Raw genomic sequence first — 21,042 nt, forward strand, 5'->3', positions numbered from 1 at the left:
CCTCGGGTTGATGAATATCGACTCGGGGCTTTTCTCTTTGTATCTTTCGCTCGGGCTCCAGAGACAAAGATCCAGAGCACCCGCCCGCAGTATATTCATCTCACCACCACACCCCGTGTTCCTTTTCGCACGCAATATCATTTTTGCGCAGCCGCTCGCAGCGCCTTACAACACCATGAAAAATAAAAAAAGGCTCAGCGACGCTGAGCCTTTGATGGCAGAAAAAGCATGGCCGAGATGCCGATTACGACGTCTGCTTGCGCAACAGATAAACGAAGTACGGCGCGCCGATAAAGGTCGCCAATAACCCGGCGGGGATCTGATACGGGAACAGCAGCATCCGCCCGCACCAGTCGGCAAATACCATCAGCAAACCGCCCAACAGCGCGGCGATCACCATCTGCGACAGCGCGCGGCGGAAGCCCAACATGCGCGCCATGTGCGGCGCCATCAGTCCGACAAAGCTCAGCGGCCCCACGGTCAGGGTCGCCATGGCGGTCATCGTGGCGGCTAACAACAGGATGGTCAATCGCGCCGGCGTCAGCGCAATGCCTACCGAACGGGCGGTAGCCCCGCCGAGCGGCAGGATGGTCAGCCAGCGGCGGCACAGCGGCGCCAATACCATCAGGCCGGCGGCCACCAGCGCGGTGCGCAGCGCCTGCGCCGGCTCCACTGAATAGGTCGAACCGGAGAGCCAGGTCAGCAAGCCCCCCATACGCGGATCGCCGCTGGCCAACAGCAGGAAGATAACGGTGGTAAAGGCGGTGCTGAGCGCGATACCGGCGAGCAGCATGCGTTCCGTCGAGAAACCGCCGCGGCCTGCGGCGATCATGATGATCAGCAGCGTCGCGGCCGCCCCCAGACTGCCGGCGGGCAGCAGCCAAACGAAGGCGTCGCCCGGCACCATAAACAGCATCATCACGACGCCAAAAGCGGCGCCGGAGCTGATGCCCAACACTTCCGGGCTGGCCATCGGGTTACCGGTCAGTTTCTGAATCAGCGTGCCAGCGACCGCCAGCATCATACCCGCGGCCAACGCCGACAGCACCCGCGGCCAACGCCACGGCAGCAAGGCGTCCAGCTCCGCCCCCAGGCTCCAGTGCCAGCCGCCGGCATTTTTACCCAGCATCAGCGCCAGCGTCAGGCCAATCAGCAACACGACGCCGGCCAGGCCAATCCAGCCCGCCAGATGCCCGCGCTCGGCAGGCACCTTGTCGCCCAGGTTCATCGGCGGCGGCGTGGCGGCGCTGCGCAAACGCGGCAGCAGCCACAGCAGCAGCGGCGCGCCGAACAGCGCGGTGGCCGCGCCGGTCGGGATCTCGCGCCACACCTGCGTGACCCCGAGCATCACCTGATCGGTCAGCCACAGCAACAGCGCCCCCAGCAACGGCGCCAGCATCATGCGGTGCGCCAGACGGCGCGCGCCCAGCATCTTCGCCATCAGCGGCGCAAACAGGCCGATAAAGCCGATAACGCCCACCGCGCTCACCAGCATGGCGCTGAAGATAATGGCCAACCCCAGGGCGCAGAAGCGCGCCATCGACAGCCCCAGCCCCAGGTTGCGCGCCACGCCGTCGTCCAGCCCCAGCAGCGTCAGCGGGCGCAGCAATAGCGCCGCCAGCGCACCGGCCACCAGCAAACGCGGCAGGAGGAACCGTACTGCGCTCCAGTCCTGTTGGTTCAGCGCGCCGGTGCCCCACAGGAACATGCCCTGCAGTTGATCGTAATGAAACAGCGCCAGCAGGCTGTTGACCGCGCCGCAGTAAAGTCCCAGCACCAGCCCGGCCAGAATCAGCGTCACCGGCGACATCCGCTTGCCCCAGGCGACGCCAAACACCAGCCCGCCCACCACAATCGCCCCCACCATAGCGGCCAGCTGGCGGGTGAACTCGCCCCCCGGCAGCACCCACAGCGTGGCGATGGTCAGGCCGAGCTGCGCGCCGGCGGCCACGCCGAGCGTCGACGGTTCCGCCAAAGGATTGCGCAACACCTGCTGGAACAGCACGCCAACCAACCCCAGACCGGCGCCGGCCAACAGTGACACCGTCAACCGCGGCAGCAGGCTGTAATGGAACAGCATTTGCCGCACGTCGTCGATGTCCGGCGCGCTGAGCGCCCGCACCCATTGCGCCGGCGGCAGCTGCTGCACTAGGTTATATATCGTCAAACCGCCTGCCGCCGCCAGCAACAGCAGGATCAGCGTCAGCGGCAATTTCCGGATGCCCGCATTCATGACGCACTCTCCTGAGCCTGCGCCAACAGGCGGCAGAAACGCATCGTCGACAGCGTAGCGCCATAGAACCACACCGCCGGCACCTGCCGCAGCTGGTTTTGTCGCACGAAGGGCAACGACTGCCACAAAGGCGTCGCGCTGACCTTGTCCATCATCGCCTGATTGCCGTGATCGAGATAAATGACCCGGGCGTTACGCACCGTGGCCAACCGTTCAATCCCCACCACCGCCGTGCCCCAAAAATCGGTTGGCTCCTGCCAGGCGTTGCGGATGCCGAGTTGATCCATCGCTTCCTGGAACAGACTTTTCTGGCCGATGATCAGCGCATGGCGCGTGTCGATCAGGGAAAACAACAGCAGCGGTTGCCGGGTGTAGCTTTGCAGGCGCTGACGCGCGTCCTGCATAAAGCTGTCGAACTGCGCCAGGTGGTTTACCGCCCGGCTTTCTATGCCCAACCGCTGGCCCAGCGCCAGCAGCGACTGGCGAGCGACGGTCAGCGGTTTGCCGCTGCCGTCGTTGAAGCCGAAGCTCATGGTTGGCGCGATGGGTTGGATTTTGCGCGGCGTCGGGCCATAGCCTTGCGACAACAACACCAGCGAAGGCTGCAGTTGCTGCAGCAGTTCGAGGTTCGGTTCGGTGCGCTGGCCGACGTCGACCACCGTCGCCGGCAGCTTTGGCTCCGCCACCCACAGGTTATAGTTATGGACATCGGCCACCGCCAGCGGCGTCACGCCCAATGCCAACAGCAGCTCGATCGGCAACCATTCCAGCGCCGCAACGCGCGCAATATCCGGCGGCGCATCCGCCGCTCGGCCGGGCAACGAACCCAACAGCGGCGACAGCGCCAGCGCCATCAACAAACGGCGGCGCAGCGGATCGTGAGAAGAAGTGAATGCAGAGGACATCAGTAGACAAAACTCACCGGCGCGCCGCCGCTCGGATGCGGCAACGTACCCATAGGAATACCGTAAATTTGCTCCAGCACCGGCCCCTGCATCAGCTCCAGCGGGCCGCCCTGGGCGATCATTTCACCGCCGCGCAGCGCCACCAAATGGTCGCAGTAGCGCGCCGCCATGTTGATGTCGTGCAGTACGGCGATCACCGTAAGATCGCGTTCGCGGCTCAGGCGCTGGATCAGCGCCAGCACCTCGACCTGGTGCGCGATGTCCAGCGCCGAGGTCGGCTCGTCGAGCAGCAGGCAGCGGCTGTCCTGCGCCACCATCATCGCCAGCCAGGCGCGTTGGCGCTCGCCGCCGGAAAGGCTGTCCACCAGCCGGTGGGCGAACGGCTTCAAGCCCACCAGCGCGATGGCCTCTTCCACCTGTTGACGATCGTTGGCGCCAAAACGCCCCAGCGCGCCATGCCACGGATAGCGGCCGACGGCCACCAGCTCGCGCACCGTCATGCCTTCCGCCGCCGGCAATTGCTGCGGCAGGTAGGCCACCTGGCGGGCGAAGGATTTGCTGTCCCACTGCGCCAACGGCTGCCGATTGAGCAGTACCTGGCCGCCGCTGGGCGCATGGTGCCGCCCGAGCAGTTTCAACAGGGTGGATTTACCGGAACCGTTATGGCCGATCAGGCCGCAGACTTTGCCCTGGGGAAAACTGAGCGACAGCGGTTGCAGCAGCACCCGGCCGGGGACGGCGAAACTGGCGTTATCCAGCGCGAAGGTCGCGCCGGGATTAAGAAGTTTGTCCTGCATAGATCCTGCTTTGTCCGGGGCGACGCGGCGCCGCCCCGGCTATCCGGTTAGAAACGGAAGGTTGCGGTGGCGACCACCTGGCGTTCTGCGCCCCAGTAGCAGGCGTAGTCGCGGTAGCAGCTCGACACGTAGGTCTTGTCGAACAGGTTGTTGATGTTGACGCCCACGGACGAACCCGGCAGGCCAAAGCGCGCCAGATCGTATTTAATGGTCGCGTCCACCAGCGTGTAGTCCGGCACCTTGAAGGTGGAGTTATCGCTGTTGAAGCTCGAGCTGGAGCCGACGTAACGCACGCCGGAACCCAGCGTCAGGCCGCTCACCGCCGTTTCGTGGAAGGTATAATCCGCCCACAGCGACGCCATGTGTTTCGGCACCTCGACGGTCGGTTTGCCCTGATAGGTATTGTCCTTGGTGTACTTCGCATCGGTATAGGTATAGGAGGCGATCAGGTTGACGTTGGCATTCAACGCCGCCTTGGCTTCCAGCTCCACGCCGCGCGAACGGATCTCGCCGCTCTGCACGCTGAACTGCGCGTTATCCGGATCCGGCGTCAGGTTGTTGTTCTTGGTCAGCTGATACAGGGCGCCGGTCAACACGATTGGGCGATCCTTCGGCACGTATTTCACACCGGCTTCATACTGCTTGCCGATCGAGGGCTTAAAGGTCTGGCCGTTGATTGACGTATCGAGGGTCGGTTCAAACGACTCACTGTAGCTGAAATACGGCGTCACGCCGTTGTCGAACAGGTAATTCAATCCGCCGCGCCAGGTAAACTGCCCATCGGAGCGTTCGTTGGTATACCCGAGAACGCGGTTATTGGCCGACGTTTTCGCCCAGTCATAGCGCCCGCCCAGCGTCAACAGCCACTGGTTCCACTCCCCTTGCTCCTGCACATACAGGCCGGTTTGCTCCTGACGGTTCAAATACTTGTATGGGAAGTTGATATTGACCACATCATTGCCATACTGCGGCTGGGTCATGCTCAAGCCGTCTGCGGAACCATAGTCGGAATTGATATCGTTGCGCATACGCGAATAATCTACGCCAAACAACAGCGTATGGTCGATATCGCCGGTTTTCACCTTCGCCTGCGCCTGAGTATCAACCGCAAAATTGTTCAGGTGCTCTTTCGACTGAACGTAAGCGCGATTGATCGTCGTCGGTGATGACAAGCCAAATCCGTAGATGCTCTTCATATCGGTGTCCACCTGCATATAACGCAGGTTCTGGCGCACCGCCCAGGTATCGTTGAAGGCGTGTTCGAAACTGTACCCGATCATCCGCTGCTTGCGCGCCATATAGTTGCTGGCTTCGCCTTCGTTGAAATCGGTCGGCAGTTTGCTGCCGTCCGGCAACGGGATCAGCGTGCCCTGCTTCGGCAACCAGCCGTAATAACCGGTATAGGGATCGTTTTGAATGTTGGCCAGCAGCGTGAAGTTGGTTTTGTCATCCGGGCGCCAGCTAAAGGACGGCGCGATCGCATAGCGCTTCTCTTTGCTCATGTTCTGCTGCGTATCGCTGTCTTTCGCCAGGCCGGTCAGGCGATAGGAATAGATGCCCTGATCGTCCAGCGCGTCGCTGAAATCGAAACCGGTCTGGAACAGGTTGTCACTGCCCATCTTGAACTGGATTTCGCGCAGCGGCTCGGTGGTTGGTCGCTTGCTGACCATCGAGACCAAACCGCCCGGGTTGCTTTTACCATACAGCACCGAGACCGGGCCGCGCAGCAGCTCGGCGCGCTCGAGGAAATAAGGATCGATGGACGCTTCGCTGTAGTTGTCGCCCAGCAACCGCAGGCCATCCAGATACTGGGTGGTGTTGGTGGCCGGGAAGCCGCGGATTGCCACCGCGTCATAGGTCGTGGAGCTGCCGCGGCTGGCGAATACGCCCGGCGCATAGGCCAGCGCGCCCTTCACCGTATCCGGTTGGCGCATGTCCATCTCTTCACGCGTCACCACGGAAACGGATTGCGGGTTCTTCTCGATCGGCGTATCGGTTTTGGTGCCGGTGGCGCTGCGTTTGGCGACATAGGTGCCGACCGGCCCCCAGGCGCTTTCCTGCTGGGCGGTATTGCTACCGCCCACAACGGTAATCGTGTCTTCCTTGGCGGCCGATTTGGCGTCGGCGGAAAAGGCCGGCATCGCCAGCGTGCCCAGCGCCGCGGCGACGGTGATCGCTAACGCGCTGACGGGGAGGCGGCCCTGCTTGGCCGCGAATGATGGAAGACGCTTGGTCGGCATAGTTGATTTCTCTGATGAATAATTAAATGACGAATGTAAACGATAATAATTATTATAAGCGTCGCATTTTATGCAGAAGCCAAATTAAACTGCAAGCCGAATTCATAGGGCAAATAGGTTAAGGATTAGACGCTTAGCCTTGCGGTTAGCAGGGAAATAAAACAAGCAGAAAAATAAAAAAGCCCGCAACCAAGGTTACGGGCTTAATAACAAAGAAAAAACTTTCACCGGGGCCGACGCCCCGGTAGCGATTACTGGCCGAACATATCCTTGATCCAGCCGGCGACGCCATCGCCATCTTTTTGCTCACCCGCCGCCGGTTGTTGCTGTTGCTGTTGCTGCTGCACCGCCGCCTGGCTGGCCTGGCACAATCCCTGCGGATTGTCGGTCCAGACCGGGATGGTGCGCCAACTGCCGCCGCCGCAGATAAAGTTGCCGGCAGAGTCGATGCTCATCTGGTTAATGCCCTCCGGCGGCTGCAACATCAGCGGCAGCGGCGTCTGATTTTCCAGATAGCGGCGATAGAGGGTCAACGCGCCGTTGGCGCCGGTCAGCTTGGCCGGACCGTTGTTATCGCGTCCCACCCAGGCGATCGCCACTTCCTTGCCGTCGATGCCGGCGAACCAGCTGTCGCGCAGATCGTTGGTGGTACCGGTTTTCGCCGCCAGGTTGTAGTTCGGGAACTTCACCGACAGCGAGCGGGATGTTCCGCGCGCCACGCCCTGCTGCATCGCGTACAGCGTCAGGTAAGCGGCCTGCGCCGGCACCATGCGCTCCGCCTGCGGGAAGCTCTGGTACAGCACCGTGCCATCTTCGGCGATCACCGAACGCACCGCCGACAGCGGCGCACGGTTACCGCCGCTGGCGATGGTCTGGTATTCCTGCGCCACTTCCATCGGCGTCAGGCCGATTGCCCCCAGCAGCATCGAAGGCACCGGGTTGATCTCCGCTTTCGGGATCCCGAGGCGTTGCAGCGTGGCGCTGATCTGATCCAGCCCGACCGACAGGCCGAGGTTCACCGTCGGCACGTTCAGCGAGTTGGCCAACGCATCCACCAGCATCACCTGACCGCGGAATTTGCGATCGTAGTTGTTCGGCTGCCAGACGGCGCCGTTCGGCTGTTTCAGCGACAGCGGCGCATCCGCCAGCCAGGTGTTGAGGCGGTATTTATCCGGTTCGGACAGCGCGGTCAGATACGTCGGCGGCTTGGCCAGCGAGCCGACCAAACGGCGCGCCTGCATGGCGCGGTTGAAACCGGCGAACTGCGGATTGGCGCCGCCGACCATGGCGCGCACTTCACCGCTGAAACGATCGACGATCACCATCGCCGCCTCCAGATCCTGCAGGTGACGCGCGGCGCGCAGCGCCGGGATGCCGTCTTCGACCGCTTTTTCCGCCGCGTCTTGCGACACCGGATCCAGCGTGGTGAAGATCTTCACGCCGGACAGGTCATTGACCTTATCGCCCAGCTTGCTCTGCAGTTCCTGGCGCACCATCTGCATAAACGCCGGCTGTGGCGTAATGACGCCGCCTTTCGGCTGTACGCCCAGCGGACGCGCGCTCAGCATGTCATACAGCTCGCCGTCGATCACACCCTGGTTCTGCAGCAGTTTGAGCACCAGGTTGCGGCGTTCCAGCGCCAGTTTCGGGTTACGCCACGGGTTGTACAACGACGCGCCCTTGACCATGCCGACCAGCAGCGCCTGCTGATCGAGGCTCAGCTCGTCCACCGGGCGGCCGAAGTAATACAGGCTGGCCAGCGGGAAGCCGCGGATCTGGTCGCCGCCGCTCTGGCCGAGATACACCTCGTTCAGATACAGCTCCAGAATGCGATCCTTGCTGTAACGGTAATCGACCAACAGCGCCATATAGGCTTCGTTGGCCTTACGCCACAGCGAACGTTCGTTGGTCAGGAACAGGTTCTTCACCAGCTGCTGCGTCAGAGTACTGCCGCCCTGCACCGCACGGCCGGCGGTCAGGTTGGCCAGCACCGCGCGGCCGATGGAGTACGGGCTGATGCCGTCATGCTCATAGAAGTGGCGGTCTTCCGTGGCGATCAGCGTATCCACCAACAGATCCGGGAAACCGGAGCGCGGCACGAACAGGCGCTGTTCACCGTTCGGCGACTGCAGCATGGTGATAAGACGCGGATCGAGGCGGAAGAAGCCGAAGCTGCGGCCGCTGTCCAGGTTTTCGATCTTCGCCAGGCGGTTGTTCTGGAAATCGAGGCGGGCGCGGATCTGCCCTTCTTTACCATCCGGGAAGTCGAACGGGCGACGCAGCATCTCGATGCTGTTGGCCTGTACGGTAAACTCGCCCGGACGCGTCATGCGGCTGACCTGGCGATACTGCATCCCTTCCAGCAGGTTGACCATCTCCTTCTTGCTGTACGGCATGCCCGGTTCCAGGTTGACCATGCGGCCGTACACCGCCGCCGGCAATTGCCAGACTTTGCCGTCGATGCGGCTGCGGATCTGGGAATCCAAATAGACGCCGTAGATCGCCAACAGGACGGCGAGCACCAGGATCAGTTTGATAATCAGGCCGAGCCAGCGGCGTTTTTTACGCGGCGGAGTCGCTTTTACCTTACGCGGCATGCGTTCCTCCTCCTCTTCATACTCATCATCGTCATACTCGTCTTCTTCGTAATCGTCATAATCGTCGTCTCGGCGACGGCGCGGCGGCTTGCGCGACGCGGTGCTTTTTGGTTGTTTTCCTTTGCGCCCGATGGGCTCGCGGTCATCCCCAGCCATGGCTGTTGTTCTCCGAGCTTGCCGACACTGCCGGCCATGATTAGTCGCTTAATCTGTGCCGACGCCGCAGCGCTGACCAGAAGAAACATCTGAATTCCAAACCTTGAATGATCGCGGCCTACTGATATTTCTTCGTTCGGCGCGTCGGTACCGCCGTGGCCGGATCGTCCGGCCACACGTGTTTCGGGTAGCGGCCCTTCATCTCTTTTTGCACCTCGCGGTAGGCGCCTTGCCAGAAGGCCGCCAGATCGCCGGTGATTTGCAACGGCCGGTGCGCCGGTGAGAGTAACTCAAGCACCACCGGGATGCGACCCTCCGCCAACATCGGGCTGCGCTGCTCGCCGAACATCTCCTGCAAACGCACCGCCAGCGCCGGCGGTTTGCCGGCCTCATAACGGATCGGCAGGCGGCTGCCGGTCGGCACAGTGTAATGAGTGGGTAGCGCATTATCCAGCCGCTGCTTTTGCTGCCAGTCCAGCAGGCGGGATAGCGCCTCGGCGAGGTTGACCTGCTTCAAGCCGCGCAGATCGCGCACGCCGTTCAGCGACGGCAGCAGCCACTGATCCAGCGCCGCCAGCAGCGGTTCTTCATCCATCGCCGGCCACTCCGCCTCCGGCAGCCAGGCTTGCGCACACTGCAGGCGCACCCGCAATTGTTCGGCGGCGCCCTCCCAGTTAAGCACCGACAGCCCCTGCGCGCGCACCCAATCGAGCAGCGCCTGCTGAAGCTCTTCGTCCGCCGGCTTGGCCAGCGGCTGGGCACGCAGCGTCAGACGGCCGATCTGCTGGCGCTTCCAGGCGCGCAGCGTGCCCTTCTCTTCATCCCATTCCACCGCCGTGCGCTGCATGACCATCGTCGGCAGCTGCGCCGCCAGCGCTTCGATGTCCACCGGCAACGCCAACAGGATACGCGCATCGGGGCTGTTGTGGCCCTGCAAAAGGCTGGGGACGATCAGCCAGGGCGCGCGCGACAGCGCCTCATCCTGGTTCATCGCCGCCCCCATGCCGTTAGCCAGCAAGTAGCGGCCGTCCTGGCCACGGCGCTGGGCGATGCGATCGGCAAATGCCGACGCCAACAGGCGCGGCGCCAACTCGACGTCGACTTGCCCCGCACGTTGCGGCAGGCGTTTGGCCAACTGCGCGGCGCGCTGCCGCCAGTTCGCTTGCGGGCGGCTCAGCCAATAACCGATATCCATCTGCCCGCCGCGCGGCGGTTCTTCCAGCAACGCCGCCAACAACGCCGCCGTCGCCAGGCCGTCGGCGCTCAGCGTCGCGCCGGCGACCAGCATCGCCGCCAGCCGCGGATCGCATCCCAACGCGGCCATCTGGCGCCCCGGCGCGGTGAGTTTGTCGCCGTCATCCGTAGCCCCCAACCGGCGCAACAACGCTCTGGCCGCCGCCAATGCCGCCGCCGGAGGCGCATCAAGCCAGGTCAGCTGCGCCGGATCGTGGCAACCCCACTGCAACAGTTCGAGCCAAAAGCCGGTGAGATCGCTCTGTAAAATATCCGGTTCGGCATGTTCCGCCGCGCGTTCCGCCTGTTCTTTGGCGAACAGATGCCAGCAAAGGCCCGGCTCCAGGCGCCCGGCGCGCCCGGCACGCTGCACCATCGAGGCCTGACTGATGCGCTGCGTCGCCAGCCGCGTCAAACCGTTGCGCACGTCGTAACGCGCCACGCGCTCCAGGCCGCTGTCCACCACCAGCCGAATGCCCTCGATCGTCAGGCTGGTTTCGGCGATGTTGGTCGCCAGCACCACCTTGCGGCGGCCAGGCGCCGCCGGTTGAATCGCTTTTTGCTGTTGCGCCAGAGGCAAGGCACCATACAGCGGGCAAAGATCGGTATCGCTCGCCACCTCGCCGGTCAATCGCTCCAGCACCCGATTGATCTCCGCCACGCCCGGCAGGAACAGCAGCAAAGATCCCGGCTGTTCGGCCAGCAACCGCTTCACCGCCGCCGCTACGCCGTCCTCCAGCCGCTGATGGCTGGCCAACGGCTGATACTGGCGTTCAACCGGGAAACTGCGCCCCTCAGACACCACTACCGGCGCTTCCGGCAGCAACTGCGACAGGCGAGCGTTATCCAAGGTGGCCGACATGATCAGCAGCTTCAGATCGTCGCGCAGCCCTTGCTGCACGTCGAGCAGCAACGCCAGCGCCAAATCGGCCTGCAGGCTGCGTTCATGGAACTCATCGAGGATCACCAACGACACGCCCTGCAGCTCGGCATCCTGCTGCAGCATGCGGGTGAGAATGCCTTCCGTCACCACTTCCAGTCGGGTTTGCGGCCCGCTTTTACTTTCGGCGCGCATGCGGTAGCCCACGGTCTGGCCAGGCTCCTCCCCCAGCTGCTGCGCCAGGCGATAGGCGACGTTTTTCGCCGCCAGCCGCCGCGGCTCCAACATGATAATGCGCCCCGGCAACCCGGCCTTAGCCAGGATCTGCAGCGGCAACCAGGTGGATTTACCGGCGCCGGTCGGGGCGTGCAACAGCACCTGCGGGGCAGACTGCAGCGCAGCCAGCAACTCATCGAGCACCGCGCTGACGGGCAATGAAGACACTGAATTCTCCGTAGTGGTTAGCGTTAAACGGCGTACAGTGTAGCATTAGCTTTGTCCCCGTAGCCTTTCAAACTGCGGCGTCGTTAGCTATAGTACGGAGCTCATTCGTGCGCCGCGCCGCTCGCGGGGCCGCTGCCAGTAACGTTACCGCTGTTCCCGACCGTTTTGTCATGCATTTGCCGAGTCCTTATGTCCAATTCGCGCCGCCTGTTTTTCGCCCTGTCCTTGCCTGACGCCCTGCAACAGCAGGTGATCCGCTGGCGCGCCGAGGCGTTTGCGCCGGAGGCCGGCCGGCCGGTGGCGGCGGCCAATTTGCACCTGACGCTGGCGTTTCTCGGCGAGGTCAGCGCGCAGAAAGAGCTGGCGCTGCGCAAACTGGCCGGCCGCATCGTGCAACCCGGCTTCAGCATGCGGCTCGACGATCTCGGCCATTGGCCGCGCCCCGGCGTGGTCTGGCTCGGCACCCGCCGCGCGCCGCGCGGGCTGCTGCAGTTGGCCGAGCTGCTGCGTTCGCAGGCCGCACGCAGCGGCTGCCATCAAAGCGCGCTGCCGTTCCATCCGCACATCACGCTGCTGCGCGCCGCCACCCAGCCGGTGGCGCTCCCGCCGGCGACGCCGGGCTGGGCGTTCAGCGCCGACGCCTTTTCCTTATATGAGTCGGTGTTCGAAAACGGCCGCACCCGCTATCAACACCTCGAACAGTGGCCGCTGGCCAAACAGGCATCCGCATGATTTTCTCTCCACCGCTGCGTTCCGCTACGCTGATCAAACGTTACAAACGCTTTCTGGCGGACGTGATCACCCCGGAAGGGGAAACCTTTACGCTGCACTGCGCCAATACCGGCGCCATGACCGGCTGCGCCACGCCCGGCGACACCGTTTGGTACTCCACCTCGGACAATCCCAAGCGCAAATACGCCCACAGTTGGGAGTTGACCCATACCCAACAGGGGCACTGGATCTGCGTCAATACCCTGCGCGCCAACGCGCTGGTGCGCGAGGCGATTGAACATAATTTAATCAATGAATTATCCGGTTACAGTAAAATCAGCGGCGAGGTGAAATACGGCGGTGAAAACAGCCGTATCGATTTGTTATTACAGGCAGAAAATCGGGTTAACTGCTATATTGAAGTTAAGTCAGTCACATTACTGCAACAACAACGTGGTTACTTTCCTGATGCGGTAACGCTCAGAGGGCAAAAGCACCTGCGTGAGTTGCTCAGCGTGGTTGAAAGCGGGCAACGGGCGGTGTTGTTCTTTGCCGTGTTACACAGCGGTATTGAGCAGGTCGCACCGGCACATCATATAGATGAGCGCTATGCGGCGCTGTTGGCACAGGTCCGGCAGTTGGGAGTGGAAGTGGTTTGCTACGGGGCAAAGTTATCACCTGACGGTATTTATCTCTGCGATAAGCTGCCGTTTTTTATCGATTAGCGCAGTCGGGTCCCTATAAATAGACAACCGGCCAGCACGATCGCCAAATACGCCCTCCTTCACACGATTGTCAAGCGGGCGACAGGAATAATTGCCAACCTACCTTCCTTCTGTTATTTATAGCGGCCTGTTTTTCCCCCGCATTGGGGATTCGATAGTGCGTGTGTATGTAGGAGAAGCAACATGCAAGAAGGGCAAAACCGTAAAACCTCGTCCTTGAGCATTCTCGCCATCGCTGGGGTGGAGCCGTACCAAGAGAAGCCGGGCGAAGAGTACATGAACGACGCCCAGTTGTCGCATTTCAAGCGCATTCTTGAAGCGTGGCGCAACCAGCTCAGGGACGAAGTGGACCGTACTGTATCGCATATGCAAGAAGAGGCAGCCAACTTCCCTGATCCGGCCGACCGTGCCACTCAGGAAGAAGAGTTCAGCCTTGAACTGCGTAACCGTGACCGTGAACGCAAACTGATCAAAAAGATCGAGAAAACGCTGAAGAAAGTGGAAGACGATGATTTCGGCTACTGCGAATCTTGTGGCGTGGAGATCGGTATTCGTCGCCTCGAAGCGCGTCCGACCGCCGATCTGTGCATCGACTGCAAGACGCTGGCTGAGATCCGCGAAAAGCAGATGGCCGGCTAATACCGTTGTTATCGCTGCGGCGTGCGCACCCGCGTGCGCCGCACAGAGAAAAGGGAACCTCTCCCCTCTGATATGCAAGAAAGTCATTATGTGGGGCGCTTTGCCCCATCGCCTTCCGGGGATCTGCATTTCGGCTCGCTGATTGCCGCTCTGGGAAGCTACCTTCAGGCTCGCGCCCAACGCGGGCAGTGGCTGGTTCGCATCGAAGATATCGACCCGCCGCGCGAAGTCCCCGGCGCCGCCGCTCGCATCCTGTCCGCGCTGGAACATTATGGTCTCCACTGGGACGGCCAGGTCATCTATCAATCCCAACGTCACGACGCCTATCGCGCCGCGCTGGATCTGTTGCAGCGCCAGGGGCTCAGCTATTACTGCACCTGCACCCGCAGCCGCATCCAGCACATCGGCGGATTGTACGACGGCCACTGCCGCGATTTGCAGCTCGGCCCGCAGGGTGCCGCTATCCGCTTGCGTCAGACCGCCCCTGTTTACCGGTTCCACGATCGCCTGCAGGGAGAATTGCACGCCGATCCGGCGCTGGCGGGGGAAGACTTTATCATTCGCCGCCGCGATGGGCTGTTCGCCTACAACCTGGCGGTGGTGATCGACGACCATTTTCAGGGCGTGACCGAGATTGTCCGCGGCGCCGATCTGATCGAACCGACGGTGCGCCAAATTGCCCTCTACCGCCAGCTGCAGGCGCCGGTGCCCGCCTATGTGCATCTGCCGCTGGCTCTGGGCGCCAACGGCATCAAGCTGTCGAAGCAAAATCATGCGCCGGCGTTGCCCGCAGGCGATCCGCGGCCGGTGCTGATCGCCGCACTGAAATTTCTGCGCCAACCGCTGCCGGAAAGCTGGCAAGATCTTGACCTGCCATTATTATTGAGCTGGGCGATCGAACACTGGCGGTTGGAAAACGTGCCGCGTCAGGAGGCTATCCCTCTGGATGAAAACACGCCGGCATTCTCAAAGGAGCCATGGTGAGCTATGATTAGCCGCTATTTTTTGTTAGCTCCATTTTTATCAGTCACTATCGAGGTGTACCATTTTTACCCGAGTAGCCAACTTCTGTCGTAAGGTACTGACCCGCGATGACAAGCTGCCCCGCGACGACGCGGCGGCCGGCGATAAAAACGTAGTCCGCGAAGAGCGTGCCGCGGCGCCAAGCCGCCCTGCGCCGCAGCCGCGCGCCGCCGATAACGGCAGCAACGCCCCTGCCCGCCGCTCAACGCCGCGCAAGCGTCCGCCTTTTCCTATCGCCGAGAGCAACGACTCGATGACCGTGATCCCGCGCGAACAGCACTCGATTTCGCGCAAAGACATCAGCGAAAATGCGCTGAAAGTGCTTTATCGCCTGAACAAGTCCGGCTACGAGGCTTATCTGGTCGGCGGCGGGGTGCGCGATCTGTTGCTCGGCAAAAAGCCGAAAGACTTCGACATCACCACCAACGCCACGCCGGAGCAAGTGCGCAAGCTGTTCCGCAACTGCCGCCTGGTCGGCCGCCGTTTCCGCCTGGCGCACGTGATGTTCGGGCCGGAGATCATCGAAGTGGCCACCTTCCGCGGTCACCACGAACAGAATCAGGAATCCGACAAGAATTCCTCCCAGCAGGCGCAAAACGGCATGCTGCTGCGCGACAATATCTTCGGTTCGATCGAGGAAGACGCCCAGCGCCGTGATTTCACCATCAACAGCCTGTACTACGGCGTGGCGGATTTCACCCTGCGCGATTACGTCGGCGGCCTGAACGATCTGAAGCAAGGCGTGATCCGCCTGATCGGCGATCCGGAAACCCGCTACCGCGAAGATCCGGTGCGCATGCTGCGCGCGGTGCGCTTCGCCGCCAAGCTGGACATGCGCATCAGCGAAGAGACCGCCGAGCCGATCCCGCGCCTGGCCTCGCTGCTGCATGAGATCCCGCCGGCGCGCCTGTTCGAAGAATCCCTCAAGCTGCTGCAGGCGGGTTACGGTTTCCAGACCTACCTGAAGCTGTGCGAATACCAGCTGTTCCAACCGCTGTTCCCGCTGATCGCCCGTAACTTCACGCCGAACCACGATACGCCGATGGAGCGCATTCTGGTGCAGGTGCTGAAGAACACCGATCACCGTCTGCAGAACGACATGCGCGTCAACCCGGCGTTCCTGTTCGCCGCCATGCTGTGGTACCCGCTGCTGGAGCACGCGCAGAAGCTGGCGCAGGAAAGCGGCCTGGCCTACTACGACGCCTTCGCGCTGGCGATGAACGACGTGCTCGACGAGCAGTGCCGCTCGCTGGCCATCCCGAAACGCATCACCACGCTGGTGCGCGATATCTGGCAGCTGCAGCTGCGCCTGTCCCGCCGCCAGGGCAAACGCGCGCACAAACTGATGGAGCATCCGAAATTCCGCGCCGCCTATGATTTGCTGGCGCTGCGTGCGGAAGTGGAAGACAATCAGGAAATGCTGCGTCTGGCCGAGTGGTGGGGCGAGTTCCAGGACGCCACGCCGGCGCGGCAGAAAGCCATGCTGAGCACCCTGGGTGACGATCCGGCGCCGCGCCGCGCGCGCCAACGCCGCCCTCGCCGCCGGGCACCGCGTAAAGAAGGGGCATAATGATCCGCGTTTATATCGCGCTGGGCAGCAACCTGGCGCAGCCGCTGCAACAGGTTAACGCCGCGCTGGAGGCGCTGGAGCATCTCCCGCGCACCCGGCTGGTCACCTGTTCTTCGTTTTACCGCACCAAGCCGCTGGGGCCGCAAAACCAGCCGGACTTTCTCAATGCGGTGGTGGCGATGGATACCCTGTTGCCGCCCGAACAGCTGCTCGACCATACCCAGGCGATAGAACGCAATCAGGGGCGCGTGCGCAAGGATGAACGCTGGGGGCCGCGCACGCTCGATCTGGACATCATGCTGTACGGCGACAAGGTGATCCATACCGATCGCCTGACGGTGCCGCATTACGGCCTGAAAGAGCGCGAATTCATGCTCTACCCGCTGGCGGAAATCGCCCCCGATCTGATTTTCCCCGATGGCGAACCGCTCGCCAGCTGCCTCAAGCGCGTGCCGGAAAACGGCATGGCGCTGTGGCACTCGCCAAAACCGCAATCCTGACCCGCCTACAGCGCCAACCGCGCGACAAATCCCCCCGCCGGGCGATTGGCGAAACTGATCTGTAAACCATGCAAGCCGGCAATACGCTGTACGATCGAGAGCCCCAGCCCGCTGCCGGTTTGTTCCTGCCCCGGCGGGCGATAGAAGCGCTCTCCGAGCCGCGCCAGATGCTCCGTGGTGACACCCGGACCGTCGTCCTCCACCGTCAGCGAACGTTCGCTCAACGTCACGGTGACGACGCCGCCCTGCGGGGTATAGCGCACCGCGTTGTCCAGCAGATTGCGCAACAGCAACGACAGCAGCAAGGTTTCTCCCTGACGCGGCGGCGGCGTTCCCTGCTGTTCATAGCGAAGCGTCACGCCCGCCGCATGCGCCTGCCGGTCCTGTTCCGCCAGGGTCATCGTCACCAGATTGTTCCAGTCGATCGGCGCCAGTTCGGCCAGATCCGACAGCGAATCCAGCCGCGACAGCGTCAACAGCTGATCCACCAGCCGGGTGGCGCGATCGATGCCGAGCGTCAGATTGTCCAGCGCGTGCTCGCGCATCGGCGCATCGTCCCCCGCCAACTGCACCACTTCGGTCTGCACCCGCAATGCTGCCAGCGGGCTGCGCAACTCGTGTGCGGCATCGGAGGTGAAGCGTCGCTCCCGCACCAGCAAAGCGTTGATGCGGGCAAACAGCGCGTTGAGCGCATCCACCAGCGGGCGCACCTCGGTCGGCACCTGGCGCGCGTCCAGCGGCGTCGCATCATCGGGCGCGCGCCGGCGCAAACCGGCGGCTACCGTGCGCAACGGCCGAAGCTCGCGCCCGACCATCAGCGCGATCAGCAGCATCAGCACCGGCAGCGTCGCCAGCCAGGGCACCAGTTGGCCGGTCACCATGCCCAGCGCCATATCGCGCCGGTAATCCCACTCCTGGCCGACCACGATGCGGTAGCGCCCGTCCGGGCTGGTCAGCCACACCAGGCGCCAGCTGTCGTCATCGCCTTTGCGCTCGCCGTCGGTAAAACCCTCACGCTCCCCGTCAAACAGGAAGTCGGCACCGTTCTCGCCGTCGTTGAGCAGCATCTTGCCCTGGCGATCGAAGATGGCGAACGCCAGCGCGTCGTCGTCCTGCTCGCCGCGCTTGCCGTGATGCACCAGCTTCTTGGTTTTCGGCAGGCTGCGCGCGCTTTCATCGGCCAACAGATCGCCGAGGTTGGCGGTCGCCAGCCGTTTGGCGAACAGCATCTGTTGGGTGTCGAACACTTCGTTGATGGTGTTGCGCGACATCACCCAGGCCACCACGCTGGCGGTGCTCCAGGTCAGCAGCGCCAGCAGGCTGAAGATCAGGATCAGGCGCAGCCGCAGGCTGAGATGCTTCACGGCGCATCCCCCAGCGTGTAACCCACGCCGTGGATGGTACGGATGAAGCCGTTGCCCAGCTTGCGCCGCAGGTGGTGAATATGCACCTCCACCGCGTTACTGCTCACCTCGTCGTCCCAGTTGTACAGTTTCTCCTGAATCAACGGCCGCGCCAGCACCCGCCCTTTGTTGTGCAAAAACAGCTCCAGCACCGCCAATTCGCGCGGCGTCAGCGTCACCGGTTCGCCGTTGCAGCTCACGCTGCGGGTGGCGCTGTCGAACACTACGTTGCCGTGCGTCAGCTGCGGCATCAGTTGGCCGTGGCGACGCCGGATCAGCGCCTGCAGGCGCGCCGCCACTTCGGCCAGCGCGAACGGCTTGCACAGATAATCGTCGGCGCCGCTTTGCAGCCCGCTGACCCGCTGCTCCAGCGCATCGCGGGCGGTGAGGATCAGCACCGGCACGTCCTGCCCGGCCTGGCGCCACTGGCGCAGCAGATCCAGGCCGTCGAGGCCCGGCAGGCTGAGATCGAGGATCACCGCGTCGTACGGCGCGCTGTCCAGCGCATTTTTGCCGACGGCGCCGTCGGTGAACCAGTCCAGATTGAAGCCGAGTTTGGTCAGCCCGGCCTTGATGCCGTCCCCGATCAGTTTGTCATCTTCGATCAACAGAATTCGCATGAGTATCCCTTTTGAGTCTTGGCGCCATTGCACCACAAGGTTCTTAAGAACCGCTTAAGCATGGCGATCCGCGCTACCCACCCCGATCGGGTTACAGTAGAATGACTGCACTTTTTTGCAGCCTGGGCCTGCGTACGCCGCACGGCCCGTTTCAGGAGACGTTGTGATGAAACCCACCACCGTGACCCACTTGCGCCAGTGGAAACAGGAGCAACGCAAGTTTGCTACCCTTACCGCCTACGATGCCAGCTTTGCCAAACTGTTTGAAGAGCAAGGCATCAAAGTCCTGTTGGTGGGCGATTCGCTGGGCATGACGCTGCAGGGCCACGACTCCACGCTGCCGGTCACCGTCGCCGACGTGGCCTATCACACGCGCGCCGTGCGCCGCGGCGCGCCGGCCTGCCTGCTGTTGGCCGATCTGCCGTTCATGAGTTACGCCACCCCGGAACAGACCTTCGCCAACGCCGCCGAGCTGATGCGCGCCGGCGCCAACATGGTGAAACTGGAAGGCGGCAGCTGGTTGTGCGACACGGTGAAAATGCTCGCCGAACGCGCGGTGCCGGTATGCGGCCACCTGGGCCTGACGCCGCAGTCGGTCAACGTGTTCGGCGGTTATAAGGTGCAAGGGCGCGACGAACTGGCCGCCAAACAGCTGCTGCAGGACGCGCAGAATCTGGAACTGGCCGGCATTCAGCTGCTGGTGCTGGAATGCGTGCCGACCGAGCTGGCGCGCCAGATCACCGAAGCGCTGTCCATTCCGGTCATCGGCATCGGCGCCGGCAACGGCACCGACGGCCAGATCCTGGTGATGCACGACGCCTTCGGCATCACTGGCGGCCACACGCCCAAGTTCGCCAAGAACTTCCTGGCGCAGAGTGGCGATATCCGCACGGCGGTGCAGCATTACATTCAGGAAGTGGAGCAAGGCCTCTACCCGGCGGCTGAACACTCTTTTAACTAAGCGATGGTTCCAGGAGTCACTCAATGATTATTATCGAAACCCTGCCGATGCTGCGTCAGCAGATCCGCCGCTGGCGCCAGGAAGGCAAACGCATCGCGCTGGTGCCGACCATGGGCAACCTGCACGACGGCCACATGACGCTGGTCGATGAAGCGCGCGCCCGCGCCGACGTGGTGGTGGTGAGCATCTTCGTTAACCCGATGCAGTTCGATCGCCCGGACGATCTGGCGCGCTACCCGCGCACGCTGCAGGAAGACAGCGAAAAGCTGACCCGCCGCGGCGTCGATCTGGTGTTCGCGCCGGCCCCGGCCGCGGTTTATCCGCAGGGCCTGGAGCAGCAGACCTACGTCGACGTACCGGGCATCTCCACCATCCTGGAAGGCGCCAGCCGGCCGGGCCACTTCCGCGGCGTTTCCACCATCGTCAGCAAGCTGTTCAACCTGGTGCAGCCTGATTTGGCCTGTTTTGGCGAGAAGGATTACCAACAGCTGGCGTTGATCCGCAAAATGGTGGCGGACATGGGTTACGACATCGATATCGTCGGCGTGCCGACCGTGCGCGCCAAAGACGGCCTGGCCCTCAGCTCGCGCAACGGCTACCTGACCGCCGAAGAGCGCAAGGTAGCGCCGCAGCTGAGCAAGATCATGAACGCGCTGGCGCAACAGCTGGCCAATGGCGAGCGTCAGATCGAAGCGCTGCTGGAGCAGACCGCTGAGCAGCTGCGCGCCGCCGGCTTTACGCCGGATGAGCTGTTTATTCGCGACGCCGACAGCCTGCAGCCGCTGACGGTGGACAGCCAGCGAGCGGTGGTGCTGATGGCAGCCTGGCTGGGCAAGGCGCGTCTTATCGACAACCAGCAGGTCGACCTGACGCTGTAAGCCGTTTTTTATACTATCGTCACCCAGAAAACCTGACCATTGGTAGACAATGGCTGAGCAATCGGTGACGATAGAGATTGCAGGGATGCAGGAGAGATGTTCAACCCCAGCGCCTGTGAAGGCCGATATTCAGTTAGGTAAAGCTATGATACGTACTATGCTGCAAGGCAAGCTGCATCGCGTCAAAGTCACTCAGGCTGACTTGCACTATGAAGGCTCCTGCGCCATCGACCAGGATTTCCTGGAGGCCGCCGGCATTCTGGAATATGAAGCGATCGATATTTACAACGTGGATAACGGCCAGCGCTTCTCCACCTACGCCATCGCCGCCGAGCGCGGTTCGCGCATCATTTCGGTCAACGGCGCCGCCGCGCGCTGCGCCTGCGTGGGCGACAAACTGATCATCTGTTCCTATGTGCAAATGACCGACGCCGACGCCCGCCAACACCACCCGAAAGTCGCCTATTTCGAAGGTGACAACAACCTGCAGCGCAAGGCGAAAGCCGTGCCGGTTCAGGTCGCCTGAC

General features: G+C 62.6%; 17 protein-coding genes. 9 read left to right on the plus strand and 8 right to left on the minus strand.

Features of this window, described 5'->3' with window-relative positions; genetic code table 11:
- Nucleotides 1–244: 244 nt before the first annotated feature.
- The 6 genes from fhuB to hrpB all read right to left on the minus strand — a co-directional run bounded on the left by fhuB (nucleotide 245) and on the right by hrpB (nucleotide 11,485).
- A complete protein-coding gene (fhuB, locus tag ACJ8OK_RS18045; RefSeq protein ID WP_033632118.1) occupies nucleotides 245–2,233 on the minus strand; it encodes a Fe(3+)-hydroxamate ABC transporter permease FhuB in 1,989 nt (662 codons plus the stop codon).
- Nucleotides 2,230–3,138 (minus strand): Fe(3+)-hydroxamate ABC transporter substrate-binding protein FhuD, encoded by a 909-nt coding sequence (gene fhuD / locus ACJ8OK_RS18050; protein ID WP_021504740.1) that lies wholly within the window; start codon nucleotides 3,136–3,138, stop codon nucleotides 2,230–2,232. The genes fhuB and fhuD overlap by 4 nt, the downstream gene beginning before the upstream one ends.
- On the minus strand, nucleotides 3,138–3,935 hold the full coding sequence (gene fhuC / locus ACJ8OK_RS18055) for a Fe3+-hydroxamate ABC transporter ATP-binding protein FhuC (protein WP_033632117.1): 798 nt from the start codon (nucleotides 3,933–3,935) through the stop codon (nucleotides 3,138–3,140). The genes fhuD and fhuC overlap by 1 nt, the downstream gene beginning before the upstream one ends.
- A gap of 47 nt (nucleotides 3,936–3,982) precedes the next feature.
- Nucleotides 3,983–6,175, minus strand: a complete 2,193-nt coding sequence (fhuA, locus tag ACJ8OK_RS18060) for a ferrichrome porin FhuA (RefSeq protein ID WP_048325337.1) — start codon at nucleotides 6,173–6,175, stop codon at nucleotides 3,983–3,985.
- 251 nt (nucleotides 6,176–6,426) lie between these two features.
- Nucleotides 6,427–8,928: a bifunctional glycosyl transferase/transpeptidase gene (mrcB, locus tag ACJ8OK_RS18065; RefSeq protein ID WP_060560219.1), complete on the minus strand. Its 2,502-nt coding sequence runs from the start codon at nucleotides 8,926–8,928 to the stop codon at nucleotides 6,427–6,429.
- A 118-nt stretch (nucleotides 8,929–9,046) separates the two neighbouring features.
- Nucleotides 9,047–11,485 (minus strand): ATP-dependent helicase HrpB, encoded by a 2,439-nt coding sequence (gene hrpB / locus ACJ8OK_RS18070; RefSeq protein ID WP_180994921.1) that lies wholly within the window; start codon nucleotides 11,483–11,485, stop codon nucleotides 9,047–9,049.
- Between the two features lie 189 nt (nucleotides 11,486–11,674).
- Between hrpB and thpR the strand changes: the two genes are divergently transcribed.
- The 6 genes from thpR to folK all read left to right on the plus strand — a co-directional run bounded on the left by thpR (nucleotide 11,675) and on the right by folK (nucleotide 16,653).
- Nucleotides 11,675–12,217, plus strand: a complete 543-nt coding sequence (thpR, locus tag ACJ8OK_RS18075; RefSeq protein WP_060560221.1) for an RNA 2',3'-cyclic phosphodiesterase — start codon at nucleotides 11,675–11,677, stop codon at nucleotides 12,215–12,217.
- On the plus strand, nucleotides 12,214–12,921 hold the full coding sequence (gene sfsA / locus ACJ8OK_RS18080) for a DNA/RNA nuclease SfsA (protein ID WP_004937572.1): 708 nt from the start codon (nucleotides 12,214–12,216) through the stop codon (nucleotides 12,919–12,921). Before thpR ends, sfsA begins: the two co-directional genes overlap by 4 nt.
- A 183-nt stretch (nucleotides 12,922–13,104) precedes the next feature.
- The gene (gene dksA / locus ACJ8OK_RS18085; RefSeq protein WP_004937569.1) at nucleotides 13,105–13,560 is read left to right on the plus strand and encodes an RNA polymerase-binding protein DksA; all 456 of its coding nucleotides are present in this window, start codon (nucleotides 13,105–13,107) and stop codon (nucleotides 13,558–13,560) included.
- Nucleotides 13,561–13,632: 72 nt separating this feature from the next.
- Nucleotides 13,633–14,544, plus strand: coding sequence for a tRNA glutamyl-Q(34) synthetase GluQRS (gene gluQRS / locus ACJ8OK_RS18090; protein WP_004937564.1), 912 nt, complete (start codon nucleotides 13,633–13,635; stop codon nucleotides 14,542–14,544).
- A 61-nt stretch (nucleotides 14,545–14,605) separates the two neighbouring features.
- Nucleotides 14,606–16,153 (plus strand): polynucleotide adenylyltransferase PcnB, encoded by a 1,548-nt coding sequence (gene pcnB / locus ACJ8OK_RS18095; RefSeq protein WP_071591451.1) that lies wholly within the window; start codon nucleotides 14,606–14,608, stop codon nucleotides 16,151–16,153.
- On the plus strand, nucleotides 16,153–16,653 hold the full coding sequence (gene folK / locus ACJ8OK_RS18100; protein ID WP_085058861.1) for a 2-amino-4-hydroxy-6-hydroxymethyldihydropteridine diphosphokinase: 501 nt from the start codon (nucleotides 16,153–16,155) through the stop codon (nucleotides 16,651–16,653). The genes pcnB and folK overlap by 1 nt, the downstream gene beginning before the upstream one ends.
- 5 nt (nucleotides 16,654–16,658) lie before the next feature.
- On the opposite strand, the gene qseC is transcribed toward folK, so the two are convergent.
- Nucleotides 16,659–18,017 carry a quorum sensing histidine kinase QseC gene (gene qseC, locus ACJ8OK_RS18105; protein WP_033632111.1) on the minus strand — a complete coding sequence of 453 codons (1,359 nt, stop codon included), beginning with the start codon at nucleotides 18,015–18,017 and terminating at the stop codon, nucleotides 16,659–16,661.
- The gene (qseB, locus tag ACJ8OK_RS18110; RefSeq protein WP_004937550.1) at nucleotides 18,014–18,676 is read right to left on the minus strand and encodes a quorum sensing response regulator transcription factor QseB; all 663 of its coding nucleotides are present in this window, start codon (nucleotides 18,674–18,676) and stop codon (nucleotides 18,014–18,016) included. Before qseB ends, qseC begins: the two co-directional genes overlap by 4 nt.
- A 166-nt stretch (nucleotides 18,677–18,842) precedes the next feature.
- On the opposite strand from qseB, the gene panB reads away from it, so the two are divergent.
- From panB to panD, 3 genes are all read left to right on the plus strand, one after another.
- Nucleotides 18,843–19,637: a 3-methyl-2-oxobutanoate hydroxymethyltransferase gene (panB, locus tag ACJ8OK_RS18115; RefSeq protein ID WP_004937548.1), complete on the plus strand. Its 795-nt coding sequence runs from the start codon at nucleotides 18,843–18,845 to the stop codon at nucleotides 19,635–19,637.
- 23 nt (nucleotides 19,638–19,660) lie between these two features.
- Nucleotides 19,661–20,515 carry a pantoate--beta-alanine ligase gene (gene panC / locus ACJ8OK_RS18120; RefSeq protein ID WP_015379028.1) on the plus strand — a complete coding sequence of 285 codons (855 nt, stop codon included), beginning with the start codon at nucleotides 19,661–19,663 and terminating at the stop codon, nucleotides 20,513–20,515.
- 145 nt (nucleotides 20,516–20,660) lie between these two features.
- A complete protein-coding gene (gene panD, locus ACJ8OK_RS18125; RefSeq protein WP_004937544.1) occupies nucleotides 20,661–21,041 on the plus strand; it encodes an aspartate 1-decarboxylase in 381 nt (126 codons plus the stop codon).
- Nucleotide 21,042 lies beyond the last annotated feature (1 nt).

The sequence above is a fragment of the Serratia sp. CY71090 genome (assembly GCF_052166845.1).
In the GTDB taxonomy this organism is placed as follows: Bacteria; Pseudomonadota; Gammaproteobacteria; order Enterobacterales; family Enterobacteriaceae; genus Serratia; species Serratia nematodiphila.